General features: G+C 59.7%; 22 protein-coding genes. 7 read left to right on the forward strand and 15 right to left on the reverse strand.

Annotated elements, in window-relative coordinates; genetic code table 11:
* The first annotated feature begins 152 nt into the window (after window positions 1-152).
* Window positions 153-3392: a DEAD/DEAH box helicase family protein gene (locus HY696_12990; GenBank protein MBI4239317.1), complete on the forward strand. Its 3240-nt coding sequence runs from the start codon at window positions 153-155 to the stop codon at window positions 3390-3392.
* A gap of 44 nt (window positions 3393-3436) precedes the next feature.
* Here HY696_12990 and HY696_12995 read toward each other — a convergent pair whose 3' ends face one another.
* A complete protein-coding gene (locus tag HY696_12995) occupies window positions 3437-5353 on the reverse strand; it encodes a DUF115 domain-containing protein (protein ID MBI4239318.1) in 1917 nt (638 codons plus the stop codon).
* A 45-nt stretch (window positions 5354-5398) separates the two neighbouring features.
* Between HY696_12995 and HY696_13000 the strand changes: the two genes are divergently transcribed.
* On the forward strand, window positions 5399-6709 hold the full coding sequence (locus HY696_13000) for a glycosyltransferase family 4 protein (GenBank protein ID MBI4239319.1): 1311 nt from the start codon (window positions 5399-5401) through the stop codon (window positions 6707-6709).
* Here HY696_13000 and HY696_13005 read toward each other — a convergent pair.
* The 4 genes from HY696_13005 to fliD are packed head-to-tail and all read right to left on the reverse strand — an operon-like array spanning window position 6689 to window position 9468.
* Window positions 6689-7270, reverse strand: coding sequence for a PilZ domain-containing protein (locus HY696_13005; GenBank protein MBI4239320.1), 582 nt, complete (start codon window positions 7268-7270; stop codon window positions 6689-6691). The genes HY696_13000 and HY696_13005 overlap by 21 nt on opposite strands.
* A complete protein-coding gene (locus HY696_13010) occupies window positions 7267-7653 on the reverse strand; it encodes a hypothetical protein (GenBank protein MBI4239321.1) in 387 nt (128 codons plus the stop codon). The genes HY696_13005 and HY696_13010 overlap by 4 nt, the downstream gene beginning before the upstream one ends.
* The gene (gene fliS / locus HY696_13015) at window positions 7653-8051 is read right to left on the reverse strand and encodes a flagellar export chaperone FliS (protein ID MBI4239322.1); all 399 of its coding nucleotides are present in this window, start codon (window positions 8049-8051) and stop codon (window positions 7653-7655) included. Before fliS ends, HY696_13010 begins: the two co-directional genes overlap by 1 nt.
* A gap of 25 nt (window positions 8052-8076) precedes the next feature.
* Window positions 8077-9468, reverse strand: a complete 1392-nt coding sequence (gene fliD / locus HY696_13020) for a flagellar filament capping protein FliD (GenBank protein ID MBI4239323.1) — start codon at window positions 9466-9468, stop codon at window positions 8077-8079.
* A gap of 250 nt (window positions 9469-9718) precedes the next feature.
* Between fliD and HY696_13025 the strand changes: the two genes are divergently transcribed.
* A complete protein-coding gene (locus HY696_13025) occupies window positions 9719-11194 on the forward strand; it encodes a hypothetical protein (protein MBI4239324.1) in 1476 nt (491 codons plus the stop codon).
* Between the two features lie 77 nt (window positions 11195-11271).
* Entirely contained in the window at window positions 11272-11643 is a 372-nt protein-coding gene (locus HY696_13030) for a flagellar protein FlaG (GenBank protein MBI4239325.1), read from the forward strand.
* Window positions 11644-11921: 278 nt separating this feature from the next.
* Here HY696_13030 and HY696_13035 read toward each other — a convergent pair whose 3' ends face one another.
* The 3 genes from HY696_13035 to HY696_13045 all read right to left on the reverse strand — a co-directional run bounded on the left by HY696_13035 (window position 11922) and on the right by HY696_13045 (window position 13699).
* Window positions 11922-12251: a helix-hairpin-helix domain-containing protein gene (locus tag HY696_13035; protein ID MBI4239326.1), complete on the reverse strand. Its 330-nt coding sequence runs from the start codon at window positions 12249-12251 to the stop codon at window positions 11922-11924.
* Window positions 12252-12285: 34 nt separating this feature from the next.
* A complete protein-coding gene (locus HY696_13040; protein MBI4239327.1) occupies window positions 12286-12504 on the reverse strand; it encodes a hypothetical protein in 219 nt (72 codons plus the stop codon).
* A 220-nt stretch (window positions 12505-12724) separates the two neighbouring features.
* Window positions 12725-13699: a polyprenyl synthetase family protein gene (locus HY696_13045; GenBank protein MBI4239328.1), complete on the reverse strand. Its 975-nt coding sequence runs from the start codon at window positions 13697-13699 to the stop codon at window positions 12725-12727.
* Between the two features lie 66 nt (window positions 13700-13765).
* On the opposite strand from HY696_13045, the gene HY696_13050 reads away from it, so the two are divergent.
* A complete protein-coding gene (locus HY696_13050) occupies window positions 13766-14491 on the forward strand; it encodes an alpha/beta fold hydrolase (protein MBI4239329.1) in 726 nt (241 codons plus the stop codon).
* On the opposite strand, the gene HY696_13055 is transcribed toward HY696_13050, so the two are convergent.
* Window positions 14492-15637, reverse strand: a complete 1146-nt coding sequence (locus HY696_13055; GenBank protein MBI4239330.1) for a hypothetical protein — start codon at window positions 15635-15637, stop codon at window positions 14492-14494.
* A gap of 145 nt (window positions 15638-15782) precedes the next feature.
* On the opposite strand from HY696_13055, the gene glpK reads away from it, so the two are divergent.
* Window positions 15783-17261: a glycerol kinase GlpK gene (glpK, locus tag HY696_13060; GenBank protein MBI4239331.1), complete on the forward strand. Its 1479-nt coding sequence runs from the start codon at window positions 15783-15785 to the stop codon at window positions 17259-17261.
* Window positions 17262-17331: 70 nt separating this feature from the next.
* Here glpK and HY696_13065 read toward each other — a convergent pair whose 3' ends face one another.
* The 4 genes from HY696_13065 to HY696_13080 all read right to left on the reverse strand — a co-directional run bounded on the left by HY696_13065 (window position 17332) and on the right by HY696_13080 (window position 20564).
* Window positions 17332-18564, reverse strand: a complete 1233-nt coding sequence (locus tag HY696_13065) for an adenosine deaminase family protein (protein MBI4239332.1) — start codon at window positions 18562-18564, stop codon at window positions 17332-17334.
* Between the two features lie 61 nt (window positions 18565-18625).
* Window positions 18626-18853, reverse strand: coding sequence for a hypothetical protein (locus HY696_13070; protein MBI4239333.1), 228 nt, complete (start codon window positions 18851-18853; stop codon window positions 18626-18628).
* Window positions 18854-18894: 41 nt separating this feature from the next.
* Window positions 18895-19191 (reverse strand): hypothetical protein, encoded by a 297-nt coding sequence (locus tag HY696_13075; GenBank protein ID MBI4239334.1) that lies wholly within the window; start codon window positions 19189-19191, stop codon window positions 18895-18897.
* A gap of 365 nt (window positions 19192-19556) precedes the next feature.
* On the reverse strand, window positions 19557-20564 hold the full coding sequence (locus tag HY696_13080) for a helix-turn-helix transcriptional regulator (protein ID MBI4239335.1): 1008 nt from the start codon (window positions 20562-20564) through the stop codon (window positions 19557-19559).
* 121 nt (window positions 20565-20685) lie between these two features.
* Here HY696_13080 and HY696_13085 point away from each other — a divergent pair, with 121 nt between their 5' ends.
* Window positions 20686-21621 (forward strand): cobalamin-binding protein, encoded by a 936-nt coding sequence (locus HY696_13085; protein ID MBI4239336.1) that lies wholly within the window; start codon window positions 20686-20688, stop codon window positions 21619-21621.
* Here HY696_13085 and HY696_13090 read toward each other — a convergent pair whose 3' ends face one another.
* Entirely contained in the window at window positions 21622-22722 is a 1101-nt protein-coding gene (locus tag HY696_13090) for a M48 family metallopeptidase (GenBank protein MBI4239337.1), read from the reverse strand. It abuts the gene before it with no gap.
* Window positions 22723-22734: 12 nt separating this feature from the next.
* Complete coding sequence (locus HY696_13095) at window positions 22735-23889, reverse strand: DUF898 domain-containing protein (protein ID MBI4239338.1); 1155 nt, start codon at window positions 23887-23889, stop codon at window positions 22735-22737.
* Between the last annotated feature and the right edge of the window lie 24 nt (window positions 23890-23913).

Genomic DNA, 23913 nt, shown 5'->3' on the forward strand with positions numbered 1-23913 from the left:
ATAGTGCGCCTGGCGACTGGAGCCCCGCCACCACTCGACTCCGCCCTCACCCCCCGCCTACGGCGGGACCCTCTCCCCGTCGGGGCGAGGGGGAAATAAGGAAGTCAGGTCGACTCAGGCAACTTATTACTGGGCGTGTCGATACATGCTGTATGGCGGCGAAAGTGATCACCAGCGACGTCACCTTCCGTGGAGCGATGACTCGCGCCAATGCGCTGCGGGAGCGGGTGGCGGGAGCGCATCCCGAGGCCTATACGGATCGATTTATCAGTGACAACGCCTTCGTGCCCTCTCGGGGACGACTGGGACGTTATCAACCGTCACCGTTAACGATCAGCGATCGCCGCTATCACCCCAGGCTGCGCGACTATCAGGCCGAGTTTGTCGAAGCGGCGTGGGCGCGGTACCTGCTCGGCCAGGATCGAATGCTGTGTGTCATGCCTCCGGGCGCGGGGAAAACCCCGACCGCTGCGGAATTGATGATGGCGCTGGCCGTCCAGTGGCATGACCAGGCCTCCGCCTGGGAGACGCTCGCCACCGCGCCAGCACCGCAATCCGGATTGGGGCGGTGGTGGCCACGCAACCTGCGTCTCGCCGCCGCGCGCGGGCGCGACCTCACCCCGCCACCCGGCATCCTGGCCGTGGCGCATCGCGATTATCTGATTGAGGTCCTCTGCCAGCGATTGCGGCGCACCTTTGGCAACGAGGCCGTCGGTGTCTTGCGCGGCTCCGCCCAACATTTGCGGCGACCCATTATTGTGGCGAGCGCGCAGACCTTGCCCGATCAGTTCGCGGCGATCGATCCGATGCGGTTTGGACTGGTGGTGCTCGACGAGGCCCATCACTATGTCCCCGGCAATCGCTGGGCGGATTTTTTGATTCGCTTGGGGTTTCTTTCGCCGACCGGCGAACTGCAGGGCGTTTGGCCGCGGTGTCTCGTTGGCCTGACTGCCACACCGGAGCGTCTGACTGGACAACCGGTGTGCGCGGTCTTCGGTCCCGAGGGCCTCGTGGCTCCGGTGGACGCCACGTCACTCTGGGCCCGCACCGAGCCGGTCATTCACAAACCCGCGTTTATCCGCCTGCAGATGAGTGACGATATCAATCAGGCCTCCGGTGAGAGTCTGGGAGCGATCGTTGATGAATTGCTCTCGGCCCGTTGGCCGACGGCCGACGAGGTGCCGCACAGCATTATCTTCGTCAACCGGATCGCCCAGATCGATGGCGTCGTGGCCGCACTCCACCGGCGCGGGATCGCGGCCGCCGGCCTGAGTCGACAGACAATAGATACGGAACGCGGCACCACGCTCACGGCGTTTCGCGAGCGAAAGATCCGCATCCTCGTCAATGTCTCCATCGTCGGGGAGGGCTTACATATCCCCTCCGTCGAAGTCGTGATGCTCCTCTTTCGTTCCGATTCGCGCAGCCGCGTGCTGCAGGACATCGGTCGCGTGATGAGTATCGATCCGTTGCATCCGGATCAATCGGTCTTGGTAGTCGATGGCGGGGACAACATCAAACGACATCGACTCCATCTGACCATGGCGGCGTCGTATGCCGCGCGACCCTCCCGCGCCCGCTATGAAACCGTTACCACCGGCACCGGTCGGTCGCGTCCAGCACCCGCACACACGGCGGCGCTGCAGGGCATTGATGCGCTCTCGTTAGTCGGCCGAGCGCCCCGCACGTCGCGCGTGGAAGACACGATGCATCGTCTGGGGATTACCGCCGAACAGATTCATCAATTGGCGTATCGCAGCCATTGGCTGTCGGATCAGCTGTTTGCCTATTTCAATGGCGCACGAGTCCCCGACACATTCGCCGAGATGAATCACATCGCCGAGGCGCTGGGCGACTCCACCGGACAACTCCTGGATGCCTGGGCCTGGGAGATGGTGGCGCAGCAAGATCTAGCGGCGCCATTGCCGGCTGACCTCGGTCCGGCGCGACGGATTTGGCACCGATACTGTCGATGGGTCTGCTGGCGCCGCTATGGCGGCGAGCCACGGGCGATGTCGGACGTCTCCGTGCCCGGCATCGAACGCATCCTTGCGGGCACTTCACTGTTGGGAAACGACACGGGGACCTGGGTCCACCACGCGAATCGGTTGGCACCGCATCTGATCGTGCCCGGTCGTGCCCATTGGTTTGAACGGGCACTCCAACGGGCGCTCGCCGCCGCAGGGGCGCCGCCGTGGATGGCGACGCTCCACGATGCATCAATCGATGAACTGATGCGCGTGGGGTTGTTGTGGTTTGCGGAACGCTTGAGTGCCACGTCCTCGTTTAGTGGATCAATCGACACGCAGGGACTGCCCGGTGGCGAAACGTTTGCGCGACACTTCGGCAGTTGGACGTATGCGCTGCGCGCTATTGGCCTGACTCCAGACGACATCGAGTTTTCGCGCGAACGTCGACAGACCATTGCCCAGGTCGAGGCCGCACCCACACTCGTCACGGCGATGCGCATCGCGACGGCCGCTGAGGAAGACGCCGAGTTGCTCGGCGACGTCTGGGCTTGGCATCAGGTCGCACTCTGGGAGCAACGTGAGCCGATCGATGCCGATCTCACCGTCGCACGCCGCGCGTGGACACGGTTCCTCCGTTTTCTGCATTTCCGTACCAACCGAACCGCGCTGCACGGCAGTCCGACGGTCCTGGCGCGAGTATTTTCTGGGGCATCACTCTTAGGCTCAGACCGCGGGCTGTGGGCCGCACGCCTCCACCGACTCTTGGATCCAACGCAGATCGCTCCTTATACAGAGCAATGCACCCTGCTGCTGAATGCCGCGCTGCGCGATGCCGACTATCCGCCCTGGGCCCCGGCGCTGCGGGATGAATCGGAGGAGCACCTCCTCTTGCGCGGCCTCGCCTGGCTGGCCGAACGTCTTGGCCATGTACCGACGGGCACGGAAGTGGACCACACTCCAGCACTGGCGGGTAAGGCAACGTACATCAAATATTTCGGCTCTTGGTCAGCCGTCCGCAAGGCGTTGGAAGTCTATCGACATGGTCCACCCCAGACGCCATGTTCCACCGAACCCGCCGACACATCTCATGAACCGACCACCGGGGTAGCGCCGCCGGAGCCAGTGGTTCCGGCGGCGGCGGCAGGAGACGGTGCGTCGCTCCCGTTACCCACATCCGGCTCTCAATCTTTTCCAGTGACACCTCCCTCTCCTCCGCCAGCGGAACGCCATCCTCCCACTGGCGCGCATCAGATCGATTCGGTGGCCGTGATTGCAGTGCCGCCGCGCGAAACCGCCCCGCCGCTGTCGCGCGCGGTGGCCCCGCGGAGAAACTCCCTCCGCCAACTGCGCCATTCGATCCGAAATCTGGGGCGACGCCTGCTGAACATCCTCCGCTCTTTCTTCCGGTCCCGTCGATCATAGTTTACGTCATCGCGATCTCCGGCGCCCCGCGTTTCCGTCAACTCTCAAACGTCCCTGCGCTGCAACCCCGCCTCCGCTTCATCCAGCAGCGGGAGACATTGCGCGGCCCAGTGGGATTCGTCTTTTGCGAGATGATACATGAGTTCGGTCTTGCGGCAGATCTCGTTGTATTGGCCGCGTAAGTCATCCGCGCCGGTGTAAAATTCGATCAAGTAACGCAGCAGCATGCCTTGCGCGATCGGATGAAAGAAATCGAGATAGAGCCGATACGCGGGATCGACTTGGCCGTTGTTCAGAAAGCGGGAACAATAGCGTTCTGCGTCTTGATAGAACGACTCATACAGCGGCCCGGCAGCCGCCCACTGTATCGGAATAAACTCCGGTCGGAACAGCAGTTCCTTGCTGCGCCGCGCAAACGCCAAACCTTCCTGCACCGTGCGCTGCAACATGGTCCGGGTCCCCGCCAACTGCCGCAGGAATTGTTTCCGCCGCTGCTCTTGGTCGGCGGCGCTTGGTGCCGGCAATACGCTTGTCAGCCGTGCCACTAGATCGCCGTGCGATGCGCCCAGCACGCCGGGCAGTTGATCTGGATCAAGGCGCGTCGTGCCGGTAATCTTTGCCCCGTGCGTGGCCGCGATCACGTTAAAGACTTTTCCCGAATAATTCGGAATCAACTGGTCTTCGAGCGTCCGTAGATACGTGTACCAAAAGACATTCGCGCTGACATGGACTCCGCTGTTTCCTTCCACCGAGAATTGCTTCCCTTCCTGCAATTGCAGCATCGCTTGCCGTGAGGCCTCCCAAATGCCTTCGGCATGGCTGGCTCCCGCGTCGTAACAGAGGTCTTGTCCGACTAAATAAATCGGATTGCAGCCAAGAAATTGGAGCAATAGAAATGCGGTGTGGGCCGATGAATGCCCCAATTCGAACATTTTTCCCGGCAGCGAGAGCCACAAGGCTTGCAGGCTCGCGCCCAGCGTCAAGACATTGTGTCCGCGATTGCCGGACCAACAACGCGGATGGACCAACGGCGGTCCGACAAACAAGTGCAGCGGATAGTTCGGCAATGTCTCGAAAAAGGCCCCTTGGTTTTCGAGGCGCTCGATATTCAACCACAGTTGCGGCGCGACGCCGTCGCGCAGCAGTCGCGGCAGTGCGGAAGGACACGCCGCGAACAATGCCCGATCTTGGACGGCGCGCAACATCGGTAGCGCCTCGTGTAACGACGGTCCCGACGCAATGACGACGCCCGGGATGCCCTGCAATGCGCCGCGCGCGCCGTCGAGCAGCGGCATCTGCGTTAACGCAGGAAGATTGCGCAGTGTGTTTTGCGTGCCGAGAAAGTTGTCGTATGGATCGCCGAAGTAGCGATTAAATTGCTGCCCGATCACGTCCGGCAAGGCCTTGCGGACCGCGTCGAAATATTGCGGTGAGAGTGCCACGGCCTGCGGCAACGGGACGTATTCTACGGCATTCGCATAACAAAGGACGTGCCATGACAGAAAGACGTGGCTGAGAAAACGCCGCACCACGCTGAGATCCGGCGTGACGCACCAACGGATGGTGGGATTCGCGAACAGCGTGGAAAAATCGTTCACCTCGAGCGCGCGTTTGAAGACATGCGGAAAATGTTCGAGCACGAGGATCACCCGATTCATCGGATGCGGCCGTTGGCAATACGCCAGCAGATGGTGCCCCAGTCCGAGCCCGAGAAAAATCACCACGCGTGGATTTTTAAAATCGAGTTGCTCGACCAACGCACGTGCTTCGGCCGTCGGCGACGCCGCGCCGTAATACGGGCGAGCCGTGGTTTCGTTAAATCGACACAGCAGCTCCCACTCGCCGGCGGCATTCTTGCCCAGGCCGATCGCGGGCGCGTCCGGGAGACGTTCAAGAAATTGGGCGATCGGCGGATGATGGGTGCGCAAGGCCTGCAGATTGCGTTCATAGGTGGTGGTCATTTGCGCGGCATGCTATGCCGGGGCGAAACGGAGGTCAATGCACAGATGCGGTGGGATTCATCATGGAGTGCGTTAGTGCGCGCGGTGTTGCAGTTTGCGGAGAGCGGCCGCGATGCGGAGATCGTCCCTCATCTCCGCACTGCAGCGGAACAATGCGCGCTGGCCGGAGATCATGTGGCCGCATGCGAGCGCGTAAAACTGGCACTCCACTTCGATAATCGCGATCTCACGTTATGGGATCTGTATGGCCGGACCCATCGCCCGGAAGACGCTGCGGCCTGGCCCGGACGCGCCGATATCGTGTTCTACACCGGCCATCCGTTCGGCGGCCGCTTGCCGTTCCCCAGCGAACTCGCACATTGCCCCACCGGAGGGAGCGAAAGCGTGCTACTGCTGATGGCGCAGACGCTCGCCGCGTTGGGACAGCGCGTGATCGTGTTCGGTCAGTTTCCGGAGGCCCGCCACGATGCCGGTGTCTATTGTTTCCCGCTCCTCGATTTTTTCCCGTATCAACGTGCCCACGGACTCCCCGTCTGCATCGTCTCCCGCTTTTACCAGCCGTTCTTGAACGAATTCCGCGCCGCACGGCGGATCTTCTGGCTGCACGACATTGTGATGCCCAATTACCGCGCGCTCTATCAACGGATGGACGCTCAAGTCGATGAATATTGGATGCTCTCCGCGTACCAACAGCATTGTTACGTCGAACGCTGCGGGATTGCGCCGACGAAATGTTGGCAAACGACCAATGCGATCGATCCGCAATTCTTTCCTGCGCCGCTGTCATTCTCCCAACGTCGTCGGGGCCAACTCGTCTACACCAGCCGGCCGAGCCGTGGACTGGGCATCTTGTTGCGCGCCTTTGCCGCGCTGCGCGCGGTCATGCCGAACTGTACGCTCCATGTCTGTACGTACACGCCGCATGCCGTGCGCGAAGACCCGGAGCTGCGCCCGTTCCTCGCACAACTCGACGATCCGGCGATCACGGTGGCCGCCTATGGCAAACAGGCGTTGGCGCAGTTGTTGCGCGAGAGCCACGTCTATCTCTATCCGAATACCAGCGAACTCGAGACGTCGTGCCTCGCCGCCATTGAAGCGATGGCGGCCGGCACGCCCGTCGTGACCTCCGATCGCGGCTGCCTGCGCGAGACAGTCCCGCATCCTTGTGCCGGCACGGTCATTCCGTGGAGTGCGGACGAAGACACGTTGACGCAGCAATGTGTCGCCGCCGTGCGCCCCTATCTGCAAGACGAGTCCATCTGGCAGGCCGCAGCGGACGCCGCATATGCGCACGCGATGCAGCGTCACGATGCGCACGGCGTCGCGCGACAATGGCTACGACGGCTCGGGTTCTGATTGCTGATGTTGTTGGTGCAGCTGGCGGCGTTGCAAGTGATTGACAAACATGATCACTAAGTCGCGCTGCTCTTCACTAATCCCTTCAAACGCCGCCGTCACCGTATATCCGTCCGCCCCAACGGCCGATTCGCAGCGCACGACCGTGCTCAACAACGCCACGGTCGCAAACGGATAGCCGGGAAACGCGATGTGGAGCCGAAGCGCGGCCTCTTCGGGATAGGCCTGCGGACTTGGGAATTGAATGCCCGCCCCGCTGATGTCGACAAACAGTCGCTGAAAAAGTTTCGGCGCCGTTTCCTGCTGCGTACACCGTCGATGCAACGCTTCGATCACGGTGTCCAGCTGACTGAAATACGCGGCCAATTCCGGCGTCTCATACCGTAGCCGATCCCGAAAATTCATCAACAAGACCTGCACGTCGTCCATCGTCGGGCAGTCGGGAATCGATTCTTCCACGGTCGCCTCCGGCAGCGGCGGCGATTCGACCATCAAATAGACAACTCCCTGGCTGCGAAAAAATTCGCGCCGTTCTTCGCCCGCTGGTCGGGACGGGGTCATGCCTCGAACTGGATGTGCGCGGGAACCGCAGTGTGCCCGGCCGCCGATGTGTCGGACGTTCCCCGCAGTTTGAGTAACAAGTCGCCGACCTCGTCTTGCAACTGCTGTGCATGGTCGACCAAGGCCTTATACACCGCCGCATTTTGGTTCGCCTGCTGGAGCAACGCATGCCGCAGCGTCACATCCTCCGGCGGCGGCGCGTCCTGCAATAACGGGTCGAGTGCGAGAAACGCTTGCCAATGTTGATCCAGCTCCTCCCATTGTGGTGAAATCCGCGGATCGGAGGGCGGGATTCGTTCGGACAAGATATGGATCCCGACGGCGTAGAGCGCTCGCAAAATGCGGAGACGCTCTTGCCACAGCTGTTCGCCCGACAGGCCCATTATCGCCCCCCCTCGGACATGGCCCGTTCGGCCAACTGTTGCCATGCGCGATACAACGGTTCGAGTGTTCGCAGCGCGTGATTCAAATGCGGCTCCGGATCGTCTTCCAATGAGGCCTTGGAGAGGGACGAGACCACGAAGGCGTACAGCTGTTCCAAATTCTTGGCCGCCTCGCCGCCGTGCTCCAGATCAAGATGATCCATGAGCGTATCGGCGATCCGCATCGCGCGGATCAATGATTCCCGCGCCGGGATATCTTGTTTGGCCTGGAAGCGTTCCCCGGCCTGTTTGATCTTCGTAATCATCCCTTCATACAACATCGCCAACAGTTGTTCCGGTCGCGCCGACAAGATGCGTTCGGCCATCGTATCTTTATAGGTTTGCCACGGTTGATACATAAGCGTCACACCTCCTGCGCATTGGTTACAATAACTTATTTGAGCTACTGGAATAGATGCCCGCGAGCGATCCGACCTGTCCTTCTTGCATTTTAAGCCGTTGGACGACTCGTTCCAGATTGTTGAATTTTTGTAGCAATCGATTCTTATACAGTTCGACTTGTCGCTCCCGGTCTTCCTGGAGATTGACCAAGCGCAGCAATTGGCTGGTGCCGTTCTTGTCGATAATATCGAAGGTCCCGTTCGGCTTCGTCAGCAGGTCTAGATAATTGTACATCTCTTCTGCAATGCCGTTTTCGCCCGTGGTTCCTTGAAACAGATAGCGAATGTTCGTGACGCTGCTTTCCAGTGCGGTGGTCAATTTGGCCGTGTCGACCTTCAGCATCCCTTTGTCGTCCATCGTGATGCCGATTTGCGCCAACGTGCCGTAGGTATATCCGGTGCCGACGACGCTGGACATAAATTTGCCGACGATCGTAGAGATATTGACGTTGGCATTCGTCAAGGTCTGTTCCTTGGTTAGTGCTCCGAGTCGACCGTTCTCGTCCGGCAACAACGCCGTGCGCAACGAACTCCGCAGCGAGTTATAGGCGCTCACGAAAGAACTGATATTCGAAATAATCCCCGACGTGTTTTGTTTGACCGTCAAATTGATCGTGTCGGTCGTTTCCGTCGTCAATAGTTGGAACGTCATCCCCTGGATCGCTTCCGTCACGGTGTTGGACGCGCTGGTCATCGAGACGCCGTTTACTTGAAACGCCGCGTTGGCTGGCGTGACCGGCAGGGCCCCGTCCACGGCTAATGTAATCCCGCCCGTGGCGCTGTACGTAATCGAAGTGTCCGCGCCGGTCTCCGCCGACGTGAGTACGAGCCGATACGGGCTGGCCTGACCGTCATTAATGATCGAGGCCACGACGTCCGATTGGGCATCATTGATCGCGGTCTTGATTGCGTCGAGCGTATTATTCGTGGAGTCGATCGTGATGTCGGTCGTGGTGGATTGATACGTCAATGTGATCGTTCCGGTCCCATGCGTGGTGATATCGGTATCCGACACGCCGGTAAAGGTCACTCGATCCGGAGTCGCCAATGCCGAAATATTACTGACGGCGTATGTCCCTTTGACCGCCGTGGAGGAATTCGTCGCGGTGACTAAAACCGTATTGGTGTCGGATGATGTGCCGGACAAAACATTCCAGGCCGCATTCGCCGTATCGTTGAGCGCCTTGGCGGCATCCCGCAGCGAGACGATCAGACTCTTGATTGGGGCGAGCGCCGTGTTGCGTTGTTTGATGGCATTGATCTGCTTCGTGACGGGCGCAATCAACTGAGACTCGCGTAATTGGACTAATTGCTCGACGATCTTCTTCGTGTCGAGGCCCGTTGCCAATCCGCCAAAACTGATGGTCCCTGCCATAATCTCTGCCTCTCACCCTTCAGACATCAAGCCCACAACCACCCTCTAAACTGAACGGATATCCCGCGGAAAAGATGAGGTGCGGAGAGGAAGAAATTGACAAATTATTTCTCTCTTTAAAATTAGCTAATTATGCCGTGCTCCCCAGGAAGCATCCGTATGCCCCATCAAGTTTTTCCCCGAGGCGTCCGTTAATGGGCTGTGAGACGACGAACGACACCAACAACTTTTTTGCCGGAAGGGGGCAACTATGGGACTCAGAATTAACACGAACGTGACCTCGCTGGTCGCACAGCATCGCTTGGTGGGCGCCAGCGCGAAGTTGAATACCGCCCTCGAACGGTTATCATCCGGTCTCCGGATTAACCGCGGCGCGGACGACGTGGTCGGTCTCTTGAAGTCTGAATCGCTCCGTTCGCAGATCCGCGGTATTACGACCGCCTCGGCGAATATTACCAACGCGCGAAACCTCCTCGGCGTTGCGGAAGGCGCGCTCGCCCAGCTCACCGACTTGGCGCAACGGCTCCGGGAACGAACGGTTCAAGGATCGGACGACACGATTTCGGCCAATGATCGTGCGAACATTACGACGGCCATGAACGACTTGCTCAACGAATATTCCCGTATCGCCACGGCGACTGAATTTGACGGCGTGCGGTTGATTGACGGCTCGTTCGCCAACAAGACGTTCCAAGTCGGACCGCGGAGTGGTGATACGATCGCGTTTTCGATCGACGACGCGCGCTCCGACACCGTCGGGCAAATTGCCCTCTTGTCGGCGACGACAAAGACTGATGTTGCGACCGGTTCGAATGAGCTGGATCTTTCCGCTGCGACAAACTTAGTGCTGAACGGGGTGACAATTAATGGGAACCTGTTTACTAGCGACGGCGTGTCCAATGCGGACAGCGATGAGAGCGCGATCGCGTACGTCTCGGCGATCAACGCGATGGCCGGCGCGTCCGGCGTTCAGGCGTCGATTGTGGCCAATGTGATTACGGTCGCAATGGCCGCTGCGGGTGATCTTTCTTCCACGGCCCAGCTCGTGATCAATGGCGTTACGCTGGCGGCCACCACGGTCGATTCGAGCGATGACGACAGTGTCGCTGCGTTTGTCACGCTCATTAACGCGCAGTCCACCCGAACGGGTGTCATTGCCACGTACAACAGCTCGAGTAACGATATGGTGTACACGGCCACCGATGGTCGGAACATCGACTTCTTCCTGACCGCTTCGGTTTCGCACGCAGCCACTGTCTTAGGGCTCGGCATCGGATCCATCACCAATGCGGCCTCGGTCTTCCGTGGCACCTTCCGTCTCTTTGCGGACGATGCGTGGTCATACACCAGCGCGACCAACGCAGTCATCGATGGGAATACGACAGGATCGGTCTCGGTGTCGACTAATACGACCCTGAGCAACATCGATGTCTCCAATGCTGCGAATGCCTCAACGTCAGTCTTCATCCTCGACAACGTCATTCGGCAGCTCCAAAGTCGCCGGACGGAGGTCGGATCCAAGACGATTCGTATGGAAATCGCGCAGAGTGAGCTCGACATTCGGAAAGAGAACTTGAGCGATTCCGAATCGAAGATCCGCGACGCCGACGTGGCGGAAGAGACCGCGAATTTGACCTCCGCGCAGATCTTGCAACAGGCCGGTGTGCAGGTCTTGTCCCGAGCCAACGCGATCCCGCAGATCGCCCTGACCTTGCTGCAGGCCTAAGCGACGTAATGCCCCGTGGGGCGGGAGTTTGAATCTCCCGCCCCACCGAGGGTGAAAGGAAAAGGTAGGAGCTGGTTATGCGCATCGAAGGGAACATAGGAGCGAATGGTGAGCCGGCGGTCCAGCCGGTCCGCGCCAAGGGGGAAACCCCGTCCGCACGCTCCGCGAAGGCGGAGGCCCCGAAGGCCGCTGCCGATCCCGTCGACCCGAAGCGTGCCCAGCAGGTCGCGGAAGCGTTATCCAATCAGTTTGGCGATCGGGATATCCGTTTTTACGTGCGGGACCCCACTTCGACCGAAGTCCATAACCTCGTAATCGAGGTCGTGGACGCGGAGGGGAAAGTCGTGGCAACGATCCCTCCGCAATCGATGAACCGATTGGCACGGATTCCGGAATTGGGCGCCGACGGCGCGGATAGTAAAGGCGTGTTAGTGGATCAGGTTGGCTGACGATGGATCGATCAAAAGCTCCCGATAGTGGCCAAAGTGACAATGCCACTGTCGGGGGTGTGTTTTACTTGGCAGGTGGCCCAAAAACGGCCATCTGCGTCGTTGGACCGCAAACTCGCAATCCTCACGTACTCTGAAGTACGCTGCGGTTGCGAGTTCACGGTCCGCCTAGCATCTGACCATTTTTGGACCACCTGCAACCAGTTCACCAATCATTCCAAAAAAAGAACGAGGTCCGGCGCCAGGGGGGGACGCCGGACCTCGTGCAGTTGGCGCACCTAGCGCCCGCCTGCCGTTGGTGGTTTGAGGGGGGAGTTGCCTGAGGGGAGTGCGTTAGCAGACCCGCCTTGAAGAGTAAGATGCGGTTTCAGTTGTTCCAGCAGTTTGCTGCCGATCCCGGGCACTTGTTCCAATTCGTCGAGCGATTGAAACGGTTGCTTGGTCCGATACGCCACGATTGCCTCCGCCTTGGCCTTGCCGATGCCCGGCAATTGCGTCAGCTCCTGTGCGCTGGCCGTCCCGAGATTGATCGCCGTGGTCGGGGCCTGCTTCTTCGCGGCCAACGTCTCCGCGCTGCTGCCGAAACACAGGGCCGTGGCGAACAGCATTGCCGTGGCGAAGCGGCGCGTGGTGCTCGTGTATTTACTGATCATGGGTCGTCTCCTTGTGTGGTTGATGGGTTCGTGGCTGCGCATTGCGAATTTGCAATCGGCCGCTGACGGGGAGGAGATCGAGCAATAGATTGATCGAGTCATCCCGATTGACGAAGCCGACCCCGATCCGGGTCCAGAGCGGCTTCATATTGTCGCGCTCCGTGATGCAATAAACCTCTTTGCTCGGTTGTCGTGTGGTGGATTCCACAATCCCTTTCCTTTCTGCTCTGCACGTCGCCGGCTAGCCTCGACGCGTGCAGTTGCCGATATGGAAAAGCAATGGCCGTGCCAACGCGCGACGCAGGTCGTGAACTTGAAATGTGAAGGAAATGACGAGGCGAGCTATGGGGACTGTCCGAAATCCGAGCAACGTTGTTCAAACAGTCCGAGACATACGCACGTACACACGTACGAACCTACGCACGTAGTTATTCACCCCTGAGCACGACATAATCCGCGAGGCGTTCCAATGCGTCGCGCTCCAGACTCGGTTTGAATGGCGTCAAATGGGCCTTGGCCCGTTCGACATATTGTTGGGCCAAGTTGCGGGTGTGGGCAATGGCATCGTATTGTGCCAACAGTTGCACCACGGCCCCGAACTGCTCTTCGTGCAGTGTCGGCGCCAGCAGCGCTTCTTTAATACTGGCGCGCTCCGACTCGTTACAGCGCCCTAACGTGTACAGCAGCGGGAGTGTCAAGCGACCTTCCCGGAGGTCCGTCCCCTTCGTCTTGCCCAGCCGCTCTTCATCGGAATCGTAGTCCAACGCGTCGTCCGCCAACTGGAAGGCCACGCCGAGATCCAGCCCGTAACGGCCGAGCGCCGCTTCCATCCCTTCCGAGGCGTCGCCCAACATCGCCCCGGCGCGGCACGCCGCCGCCATCAGCAGCGCCGTTTTATGTTGAATGATCCGTAAATACTCGGCCTCGGTCAGGCCCAAATCGTTCGTCTTGACCAATTCGATCACTTCGCCTTCCGTGGTGCCGACGATTGCCTCGGTGATGACCCGCAAGATGCGACTGTTGCCATGATCGACGATGATTTGACACGCCTTGCACCAGAAAAAATCCCCGACCAAGACGCTGATTTGGTTGCCCCAGCGGGCATTGATGGACGTCTTGCCGCGCCGCGTGGGCGCGCTGTCGACGACATCGTCGTGGAGTAACGACGCGGTATGCACCATTTCAATCGCGGCCCCGATGCGCGGCCCGGCCGTCCCGGTGTAGCCGCAGACCCGTCCGGCCAACATGGTCAGCGCTGGCCGCACCCGTTTGCCGCCATTGCGAATAATATAGTGGACGATCTCCGTGATGGTCGGTACGGACGTGGCGGAGGCCGCGAGAATTTCCGTTTCGACGCGCGGGAGTTCGTCGCGGATGGGGAGCAGGATGCTGTCCAGTTGCATGTCCGTCCCATCCCAATGTTTGGGGACTCCTGTCAACGGACATCTTTAACTTCAGGAGCGCGGAATATGGCGCATGCCGTCTTAATCCATGGACTGACCAGTACCCCGGGACAGCTCGCCCCACTCAAGGAATCCCTCGTCGAATCCGGATGGCATGTTCATGCCCCGCTACTGCGAGGGCACGGGACGACGGTCGCGGACCTAGTTCGTTGCCACTGGGAAGATTGGTACGCCGATGTCCTTGCCGCAGTGGAGGATGCGCGGAGTGCTTCGAGCGGGGAGCCGATCGACGTTGTCGGCTTATCGCTCGGTGCATTGCTCGGGCTAAAGCTGGCGATCGATTACCCTACCCACATGCGGCGGCTGGTCTGTTTGGCGACGCCGCTTTATTTATATCAATGGGCCAATGTGCTGCTGGCGGGATTGCGATACACGCCGATTGGCTGGTTCGTGTCGCAATGGCCGAAAAATTTCCAACTCGCCGTTCACGATCCGGAAGGACAGGCCGTGTATCGGGCCGCCGGCTATGCCCACTTTCCCGTGCCCGCCGTCACCGAATTAGTGAAGCTGCAACAGGTCGTACAAGCGGGGCTCGCCCAAGTCCAAACCCCACTTTTGGTCATTCACTCTCGCGCCGATATGACGGCCCCACCCCGCAGCGCCACCGCCATCGAGCAGACCGTCGGTGGACCGGTGGACCTCTGCTGGCTGACGCACTCGTATCATGTTGTCACCCTCGACTATGACCGCGAGCTGGTCGCCGAACGCGTCGTAAAATTTTTTCGGGACTGATTACAACGCGAACTGCACGGCCAAGAAGGCCGCGTGATTTCTGCCCGGCCCTTCAAATTCCGTCTCGGTGTAGTTGACTTGAATTTTGGCATGATGATCAGGGAGCAGAAGATTGACGCCGAGCGTGCTGGCATAACGAATGTCGTTCCCCACGCCCCGATCCGGATCGAAGAACTCGAAACGCCCGAGAGCCTGCACGCCCAGCCGTTCTTTCTTGATCACATCGGCGCTGACGAATCCGTACGCCCCGTGACAGCGCATGCCTGTTCCACACCCACCACCCGATCCGCGCAAATATTCTCCCTGCAGCACAAAACGGCCCATCGTGGCGCGTGCCTCGGCCCCATAGCGGTAGTTGGGGCTCTCCGGGTCTCCGATGCGTCCCCGATGATACCACCCCGCAAAGTGCAGTGCCTTGAGTGGCCGGATCGTGATCCGACCAACCAGATCTTTAAAGTCGCCGCGATCGAACGCATTCGGTCCCTCGCCGTTAAAAATCCCCAGTTCATAGTGCAGCTGAGGAATCGGTTTGCCGGTCACGACCAGCCCTAAATCGCGCCGCTCCCCGATCTGGCGTGTGACAATGGCCCGCTCAGCGAACGCGAGTTTGGCCGAGGAGCCGAAGCCTTCCAAGCTGGTCGGCATCTTCATCTGCCCGATCGCGACATCATGATAGGGGATGTAGCGAAATGTGAGTACGAGGTCTTGAAGAATGCTCCCGTCGGCCCGAGGTTGGGCCGCCACGACCGTATTGCCGGCGGAATCAGTGAGCGTTTGGTTCTGAAAAAGCGACTTCGTGGGATCGATCATCACCGTGAACGACAACTTATCGCGGAATGACCCCGTCAATTTCAACTCGGTGCGGCGGAGGCGGAACATGTGGTGCGCGTTCGGATTGGTCATTCCATAGGTCGTGTTGGGCGCGTCGTCGGACCACTGATACCAGGCCTGAAACAGGCCGGCGAGCATGACTTTCCAGAGGTGAGAAGAGACAAGCTGCAGACCCTCTTCGGTGATTTTGGGACCGGTCGATTCAGCGACCGTTTCGCGGACGATCGTTTGAATTTCCTCACGCGTTGGGATGGGGGGCGGCGCCTCCTTGCCCCAGCTGGGCGAATGCAAGAACATCGACCACAGCAACGGCATGCAGCAGATCCATCGGCGGCATTTTTTCATGGGCGCATTTTTACACGTCACGCGACGCGACTCCAGTCACAACTCGGTGACAATTATGTGAACGTGTGGCATGCGCCTCTTGTCCGCTGAAATCGCCCATGTTAAGCCCAAGCCCATGTCATCATATATTCTAGCGATTGATCAGGGCACGACGTCGTCGCGCGCTTTTCTCATCGATCGTGATTTTCGCTGTGTCGGCATGGCGCAGCAGGAATTTCCGCAATATTACCCGCAGCCCGGTTGGGTAGAACACGATCCGGAGGCCATTTGGGACTCCGTGGTGCAAGTTGTCACTCGTGCGTTGGCGGATGCGCAGATTGACCCGCAGGCAATTGCCGGGATCGGACTCACGAACCAACGCGAAACGACCATCGTCTGGGATCGGGAAACGGGCACCCCGATCCATCCTGCGATCGTCTGGCAGGATCGCCGTACCGCGCGCCATTGTGAACAGTTGCAACAGGCCGGGAAAGAATCGCTGGTGCAGCAAAAGTCCGGGCTGGTCCTCGACCCGTATTTTTCCGGGACGAAACTGGCGTGGCTGCTCGAACACGTCCCCGGGGCGCGGCGCCGTGCGCACGTTGGCGAACTGGCCTTCGGTACCATCGACACCTTCCTCGCGTGGCGTCTTACCGGAGGACAGTCGCACGTCACCGACGTCTCCAATGCCTCCCGCACGCTGTGCATGAATCTCGCCACGTGTGCGTGGGACGCCGAACTCCTCGACCTGCTGCAAATCGAGCCGCAACTCCTCCCGCAAATCGTCGATTCCTCCGCCGTCGTGGGCATCACGAAAGGACTCGACTGCCTGCCCGACGGGATCCCGCTCGCCGGGATCGCCGGCGACCAACAAGCCGCACTCTTCGGTCAGGCGTGTTTCCGTCCGGGCGACGCCAAATGCACGTACGGGACCGGTTCGTTCTTGCTGATGAATACCGGCGAGCGTCCCGTCCATTCGAGTCGCCATCTTCTGACCACCGTGGCCTGGCGGCTGCGTGGGCGGACCACCTATGCACTGGAAGGTTCGAGTTTCATTGCCGGCGCCGCGGTGCAGTGGCTGCGCGATGGTTTAGGCGTCATTCGCAACGCGGCGGATATTGAACCGTTAGCGGCGTCCACGCCGGATAGTGGAGGCGTCATTTTCGTGCCGGCGTTGACCGGACTCGGAGCGCCCCATTGGCGGGCGGACGCACGCGGGATCATTACCGGTCTGACGCGCGGGACTAACGCCGCGCATTTGGCGCGGGCCACGCTGGAAGGAATCGCGTTCCAGCAATGTGACCTGTTGCACGCGATGCAAGACGACGCCGCAATCCCACTCCAAACCCTGAAGGTCGACGGCGGCGCTGCCGCGAACAATTTGTTGATGCAACTGCAGGCGGACTTGCTCGGCGTGGAAATCGTTCGCCCTCGTCACTTGGAAACCACCGTGTTGGGTGCCGCCTGCCTCGCCGGCCTCGCAACCCATGTGTGGCCCTCCACTGACGACATCGTCCAGCAGTGGCAAGAAGAACGCCGTTTCACCCCGACCCTTTCCGCCACAGAACGCGAGACACGCCTCGCCACCTGGCGCATCGCCGTCGCCAAGGCGTGACTGCATCTGAATGGGGACAGGTACCTTCAAATGCCCATTCCATGCGGAGTTGAAGGTACCTGTCCCCGCTCTAATGATTGTTGGAAGCGAACCGCGCTTCGACGGCCTCGTAATAGTCGATCACCTTCCGGACATACGCGCGTTTTTGCGCATACGGGAGCGGCGAGAAGCTGCGCTTGAAGCCGTAGATGATAATATCTTTCAGATGTTCCGGCGAAATGGCGAAGGCTTGCACGGCTTTGCTCACTTCCGCACAGACCGTGGTGTCGGAGACCAGCCGATTGTCGGTGCAGAGGGTCACCGACAATTGTTCGCGTAGCATCCGTGCGCACGGGTGGGTCGCGAGATCGGTCATTTCCGGAATCGTCTGCTGATTGCTCGTGAGGCAGACCTCCACCGTGGTCCGGCGGTCCGCGATATATTGGACCAAGGCCTCGGTGTAGGCCTCGCGTTCGTCATCCGGGAGGTGCTCCACGAGTTCGCTGTGGAACAGATAGGTCCCATGTCCGATCCGATCGGCATGACAGCGCGTGATGGCTTGAAAGATCGACGGCGGGCCGTAGGCCTCTCCGGCATGAACCGTTTTCTTCAAAAAATGCCGATGTGCGAAGTCGTATGCCTCCCGATGCGCATCGGCCGGCCAGCCTTTTTCCTCTCCCGCCAAATCGAAGCCGACGATCGGGAGTCCTTTGCGGTCGCGGATATCGACTAACGCCCGCACTAATTCGAGCGAGGCCAATGGATAGAGGTAGGGAAATGGCGAGTAACGGTGGCACGAAATGAAATCTTTATAGTACGGCGAAAAGCGTTCATCGAATTTTCGCATCGCGCAACCGATAATGCCGTAGTCGAACGGCGGTTCCTGCCCGGCCACGATCTCCGGGCGTCGATTGATTTCCCGCTGTGCCCGTTCTAACCCCGCATTGACGGCCGCAAGCACCGCTTCAATGGTCAAGTCGTCCGCCGCGTTCAATTGTGGTGCAAAGCGCGGCTCGATATACCGGACCCCTTCCGCGAAATTGTCGAGCGCCAGTTCGTAGGCCACGCGTTCGAGCGACTCGGGATTGCGGAGCACTGCGCAGGTGTATTTGAAGCCGTGGAGATATTCGCCGAGATTGGCGTAGCGTGCTTTGTAGACCGTTTCGCGTAGTCCCGCTTCGGTCCAGGATGGGAGTTCCACTTTTTGTTCGCGGGCCAATTCGATCAACGTGGCGAGGCGTAGCGATCCATCGAGATGGACATGCAGATCGGACTTCGGAATGGCTCGAATGAAATCCGCCGACTCCCAATATTTTTTCGTCATCGCGGCTATATGCCGAAGCCGCACTCACGACGCAAGGGTTCTTTCCCTAAACGCCGTATGGCTACCACCGTTTCCCAGGGCCTCCTGCCGGCTCCGGATGTTTCGGCTGCGCGGGGGTCTTCCGTACCGGGTGGCCGTATCGGCCGCCGTCCACGTATTGATCCTGATCCGGTGGGCTGGCTGGTTTTTGCGGCGCCGTGGTTACTGGCTTCGCCTTTTGTGCTTCCTTCGGGGGTTCGGCGGCTGTGATCTGCGCGACGAATCCGGCAATCCGATTCACGAGACTCATGTACGACCTCCTATGGTTGTCACTCCCAAGCGTTGTTACTGCTATTTCCGCTGAAACCCCCGATACTCGCGATATACCGGGGCAGACTTCGGCGCATCGGCCGACGCGGCGCGGCTCGTCGTCTTGGGAAGTCCATCCAGAACAGCCCGATACTTTTGCATTACATATTCGATGAACGAACCTGACTCCGTCTCCGTCGTGGCGGGTTTTTCCGCTTTTTCTCGCCCGATTATCGCCCGAGTCTGGCTCTCGGCGAACCGATCCGCAACCGGTCCATCTGGCGGCAGGCTGGCTTGTGCGCGCGCCAATTGCGCGGCAACTTGGTTAATCAGACTCATAACATCCTCCTTCTGGTGCACAATGCTCCCTGCTCGGTCGCATTGCGGGTTTCACTACCGCGCGCCACGCCTCCACTGGCGTTCCGGCGCGCTTACTCCTTGACAGCGGGGTGTGGGCCGACCACGCGGCCGCCAAACCAATTCGGCGGTTTCATGACCAGACCGCAAACCAGCACCAACGCTGCGCTGGCTGGTCCCGTGTCTATTCCCTTGTTCGGCAGGAAGAGAAAAAAGTTGCGTACAAAATGAACGAAGAAAACGTTTTGCCATGTTCGCAGACGAGCAGATCAAAATGGAACTCCAAACGCTAGTCCGACATTGACTATTTGCACTGTTCCAAAATTGACCGTGCGATGTGGGAAGGGTCAAAATGCTCCTTGCAGCACGGCGTTGGGCGTAATGCCGAATTGGGCGCGGAAGAGTCGCGCAAAATGGCTCAAGTCTTCAAAGCCGACCGAAAGGGCCACTTCCGTCACGGAGCGCTCGCGCTGTCGACCGCCACGGAGCAGTTCCAACGCCTTATGGAGACGAATGCGGTACAGATAGCGAATCGGCGTTTCGCCGAGGATGCGACGGAACAGCCGGCAGAGGCCGAATTTGTTGATGCCCGCCGCTTTGGCCAGGCCGTCGAGCGAGATCGATTCAGTATAGTGATCGTGGAGAAAGTCGATGGCGCGTTGCACCGCCGGATGGTGCGGGTCGGGTGCCGGAGCGGCCCGGAGGGCGCGCCGAATATCCGGATACCAATCGCGCAATGCCGTGAGCACGAGCGTGCGGGAAATCGCGTCCGCCAATAATTGTGAGAATCCGGTTTCGCCGGGACGTTTTAATGAATTGCGCCACTGGGCCAGCAAGTTCTGCATCGGGCGCAGCGGGATGGCGGAATGCGGGCCGCCATGCGGGGCCGGCAGCGTGTCGATCGGGTGTCCGATGGCGTCGTCGAGGACTCCATGGACATACGCGGGGTCGATGTCGATCAATAACGTGCTGCGAGCTGCCGGAGCGCAGTTGAATGAAAAGTGCGCACCGGGCGCAACGAGTAAATATTCCCGCGAGGTATCGACCGCCTGTGGCGAGGAGGGGGTAGCCCACGCTTGCGGGCCGGTGAGTGGGAGGATCATCCGCCAATATGTGTTCGGGACGGCGTGGTATTCGGCGGCCAATCCTTCGGAATGAAAACGGCGAAAATGCAACGGGCCGAGGCATGCGGTTTCACCGGTGTAGTGAAAGCGTTCGTCGGCGAACAATTTGAGACCTAGTTGGCTTGGGCGACAGCCGGGATAACACTCGGTACTGGACCACTCAACGTAGGTCTCGACGGACCTCGTGGCAACTTGACGGATCGGGTTCGGGTGATGCGTGTCTGAGTCCACGACTCCTCTATGTTTTCGCTCGAAGAACGACCAACCGCGACTTGTGATACGCCCATGTTGAAGCGTAATTGTCAAGCAATTTTTTGTTGGTGTATTTTTGGGGGAGGAGTAGTGAGTGCGCATGATGCCCGATGGCCTGCGCATCGTCTCGTTGTTGGCCTCCGCGACGGAAATGGTGGCGGCGCTGGGGTTGGCGGAGCGTCTCGTTGGAATCTCCCACGAATGCGATTGGCCGCCAACGGCCGTGGCGGGCCGGCCGGTGTTGACGCGTCCCAAAGTCGACATCACGCGGCGGAGTCTGGATATCCATCAAGACGTGCAGCAAATCGTGGCGCGGGGACTTTCGGTCTACGAAATTGACACCGACGCGTTGGTGCGAGCCCGTCCGACGCATATCATTACCCAAGATCAGTGCGAGGTCTGCGCGGTCACGCGCACGGATGTGATGCGTGCGACCCGGCAATGTCTAGGGACCGACGCCTCGATCCTGACGCTGCATCCCGATCGACTGGATGATATTTTCAGCGACATCCGCACCGTTGCCACCGGTTTGGGCGTGGCGCCACGCGGCGAGGCGCTGATCGGCGACTTGCGGCGTTCTATGGCGCGTATTGCAGCCACGGCGCGTGCGCTCTCAAAGCGTCCGCGCGTCGTTTGTCTCGAATGGACCAATCCGCTGATGGCAGCGGGAAACTGGATTCCCGAACTTGTGGACATGGCCGGTGCGATTAACGGGTTGACGCGAGTGGGAGAGCATACGCGCGTCGTGTCGTGGAACGAAATCGTCGACTTCGATCCCGATCTCTTACTCATCATGCCGTGCGGCTATACGATCGCGCAGACGCTCGCCAATCGAGCAGATTGGGAATCGCTCCCCGGTTGGGCCACGACGCGCGTGGTCCGTAATCAACAAGTTTGGTTTATCGACGGCAATACGTATCTGAATCGGCCCGGCCCGCGGATTGTCGAAAGCCTTGCCATCCTCGCCGGCCTTTGCCATCCGGAGACACTCGGACCATCAATTCCGCTAGGGAGTGTGGCGCGGTACGCACCGTAGTCACTTGCACCGCGCCCGCAGCATCGTCCACGCTTCCGGCATCATCCGCTGCACATTACGCCATGGACCTTTCGTCATGGTGCGGCGTAAGACGTCCGCCCGTTCGGTCGTTTTCGGATGCGTGGAGAGATAGGTCGGAATACTGGATTGCTTGGTCTCTTGCTGTTCCAGCTTCGTAAAGAAACGGACCATGCCGTCCGGATTGATCTTGGCGGCCTGCAGCAATGCCAGTCCGCGTTGATCCGCTTCGGTCTCCGCCTCCCGACTATATTGCAAACTCCCTAACGTGCGGACGCCTTCGGCGACGGTTTGCGCCATCCCTCCGGCATCGCCGAACACAACGGCAAACAGGGCCTGAGAAGAGAATTCGCGCAACAAGGCCTTGGTACCGTGCCGCTGCAACACGTGTTGTACCTCGTGCGCCAGTACGCCGGCCAGATCTTCGGGCCGTTCGGTGCGTTGCAGCAATCCCGTATAGACGACCAGTTGTCCGCCGGGCACGGCAAACGCGTTCATCGTCGGATTGTCGATCACTGTGACGTGGAACGTATACGCATGGGGCGCCATTCCATACGCCATCGCGTCCATCAACTTATCGATCCCGCGTTGCAGCGTCGCGTCGGTACACACCATTTCCTGTTTCAACATCGCATCCGAGAGCAGACTCCCCAATTTGACCTCCCACGCTGGAGGGATGAAATCGGCGCCGTAATGCGCGGCGAGCGGAATGCCCCAACGGTAAAAACTGAGCATTGCCAGTGTGCTGACGACTGCGGCAATCGCAATCTTCAGCGGTCGTCGGCGGCGTGATGCCGGATGATGTAAATGCGCAGCGAGTCCCGGCGCCGCCGCGTGCAGAACATGGAGAAACTCCGGATTTTCCACAATGAGTGCCTCGGCTGGGTCGGTTCCCCGCTCCAATCGCACCGGTTCGCCCGGATACCATCCTTGAGTTTGGCGCAGTTCGCCGTACGGCCACAAGGTTGCCGTGGTGCTGACCTGCACCCACAACCCTTCCGTCGTGATCGTGACCTCCGTGGCATGTTGCCGCGCGCTCCGTCCATCGAGGTAACGACCCGTCCATTGGGTTTGTATGGCCATGAGGACTCCGAATTACGCCACGCCGAAACCGACATCGACATCGAAGGCGTCTGCGAGTCCCTCTGCCGTGGCGGTGGGTGTCTCGCGCGCCTCTTGATCGATCTTGGCGAAATCCGGTTCGCCCAGCAACGCGAGCCGCTCATAGTAAAATCGGAGCGTGTCGATTTGGACCCACGCAAACGCGAGCCCTGCAGTAAGCGCGAGCGCAAGGCCTTGCAGGATTTTGCGCAGCAACAGACCGCCTCCGCTCACGGAGGACTCGAATCGAATGCCGGTGAATTGTGTATGGCTCCAATGGAATCGATGCTCCGCGGCCGCCATCAGCACACCGATCATTGGAATGCCGACATATACGCCGAGCATCGCCACAATGATCCAAAACGCCATTCCGGCCCTCGGCATCGATCCGCCGCTCATCATCGCCAAGCCGCCGATGCTCATGATCGTGAAGATCGCGAAGACTAAGCACGCCAACATGCCGAGCCAGTAGCGGAGATATATGGTGAACAGCTCGCTCCCACTCCCGTTGTACGTGAACGGCGTATTGCCGAAATAGGTATGCGTGAGCCAATAGTGACGCAGATTCGCACGGAACCACGGATAGTAACAGCCGAGTGTCAAGACGGTCAGCAGACCGCCCAGCAGATACAGTTCATAGCACTCTTGCAGCGACCCGCGAAACGAGAAGCGGATCCCGCGCCACGACGTGCGACTCATTTGATAACGGCGCCCGCCCCAGAGTGCGAACGGGATCAGGCCCAGTCCGGTGAGATACGTGAATACGATGACGAGCCCCTTTATCTCCGTCGGCAGGATCCAACCGATGCCGCCCAGTACCACGGCGGCCATCACACCGAAGGCCAGCAGTTTGAGCAGACCGATAAAAAGTTCGCGTCCGGTCCCATGATAGGTGAGGCGATCGCCGGCGAATTCGGTCTGGTTATAGATAAAGTGACGGACTCTGACCTTCGCCCAACAACTGTAGATGCCGAGCGTGATCATCGTGAGCAGCCAATTCACTATTTCAATCCCGAACAGCGTCCAGGCGCTGCCGTGAAAGCGCGGTTGCAGGCGGCCCGTGTCAGAGGGTGGCCCGAATTGGCCGAACGTGCGTGGTGGTGGTGATGCGGAGAATTGCGCCGCGGAATAATACGTCGGTGTGCTCATACCTGTCCCCCCGGAAGATAAAGA

This window comes from Deltaproteobacteria bacterium (assembly GCA_016210045.1).
Lineage (GTDB): Bacteria > UBA10199 > UBA10199.

What these genes read in the sequence shown, in the direction of transcription:
- HY696_13045 (MBI4239328.1), bottom strand. Translation starts at nt 13,699, where the DNA reads ATGCAACTGGACAGCATCCTGCTCCCCATCCGCGACGAACTCCCGCGC.
- HY696_13090 (MBI4239337.1), bottom strand. Translation starts at nt 22,722, where the DNA reads ATGGCCATACAAACCCAATGGACGGGTCGTTACCTCGATGGACGGAGC.
- HY696_13050 (MBI4239329.1), top strand. Translation starts at nt 13,766, where the DNA reads ATGGCGCATGCCGTCTTAATCCATGGACTGACCAGTACCCCGGGACAG.
- HY696_13025 (MBI4239324.1), top strand. Translation starts at nt 9,719, where the DNA reads ATGGGACTCAGAATTAACACGAACGTGACCTCGCTGGTCGCACAGCAT.
- HY696_13000 (MBI4239319.1), top strand. Translation starts at nt 5,399, where the DNA reads ATGCGGTGGGATTCATCATGGAGTGCGTTAGTGCGCGCGGTGTTGCAG.
- HY696_13085 (MBI4239336.1), top strand. Translation starts at nt 20,686, where the DNA reads ATGATGCCCGATGGCCTGCGCATCGTCTCGTTGTTGGCCTCCGCGACG.
- fliS (MBI4239322.1), bottom strand. Translation starts at nt 8,051, where the DNA reads ATGTATCAACCGTGGCAAACCTATAAAGATACGATGGCCGAACGCATC.
- HY696_13095 (MBI4239338.1), bottom strand. Translation starts at nt 23,889, where the DNA reads ATGAGCACACCGACGTATTATTCCGCGGCGCAATTCTCCGCATCACCA.
- HY696_13075 (MBI4239334.1), bottom strand. Translation starts at nt 19,191, where the DNA reads ATGAGTCTGATTAACCAAGTTGCCGCGCAATTGGCGCGCGCACAAGCC.
- HY696_12995 (MBI4239318.1), bottom strand. Translation starts at nt 5,353, where the DNA reads ATGACCACCACCTATGAACGCAATCTGCAGGCCTTGCGCACCCATCAT.
- HY696_13070 (MBI4239333.1), bottom strand. Translation starts at nt 18,853, where the DNA reads ATGAGTCTCGTGAATCGGATTGCCGGATTCGTCGCGCAGATCACAGCC.
- HY696_13005 (MBI4239320.1), bottom strand. Translation starts at nt 7,270, where the DNA reads ATGACCCCGTCCCGACCAGCGGGCGAAGAACGGCGCGAATTTTTTCGC.
- HY696_12990 (MBI4239317.1), top strand. Translation starts at nt 153, where the DNA reads ATGGCGGCGAAAGTGATCACCAGCGACGTCACCTTCCGTGGAGCGATG.
- HY696_13030 (MBI4239325.1), top strand. Translation starts at nt 11,272, where the DNA reads ATGCGCATCGAAGGGAACATAGGAGCGAATGGTGAGCCGGCGGTCCAG.
- HY696_13010 (MBI4239321.1), bottom strand. Translation starts at nt 7,653, where the DNA reads ATGGGCCTGTCGGGCGAACAGCTGTGGCAAGAGCGTCTCCGCATTTTG.
- HY696_13055 (MBI4239330.1), bottom strand. Translation starts at nt 15,637, where the DNA reads ATGCCGTTGCTGTGGTCGATGTTCTTGCATTCGCCCAGCTGGGGCAAG.
- HY696_13065 (MBI4239332.1), bottom strand. Translation starts at nt 18,564, where the DNA reads ATGACGAAAAAATATTGGGAGTCGGCGGATTTCATTCGAGCCATTCCG.
- HY696_13035 (MBI4239326.1), bottom strand. Translation starts at nt 12,251, where the DNA reads ATGCTGTTCGCCACGGCCCTGTGTTTCGGCAGCAGCGCGGAGACGTTG.
- fliD (MBI4239323.1), bottom strand. Translation starts at nt 9,468, where the DNA reads ATGGCAGGGACCATCAGTTTTGGCGGATTGGCAACGGGCCTCGACACG.
- glpK (MBI4239331.1), top strand. Translation starts at nt 15,783, where the DNA reads ATGTCATCATATATTCTAGCGATTGATCAGGGCACGACGTCGTCGCGC.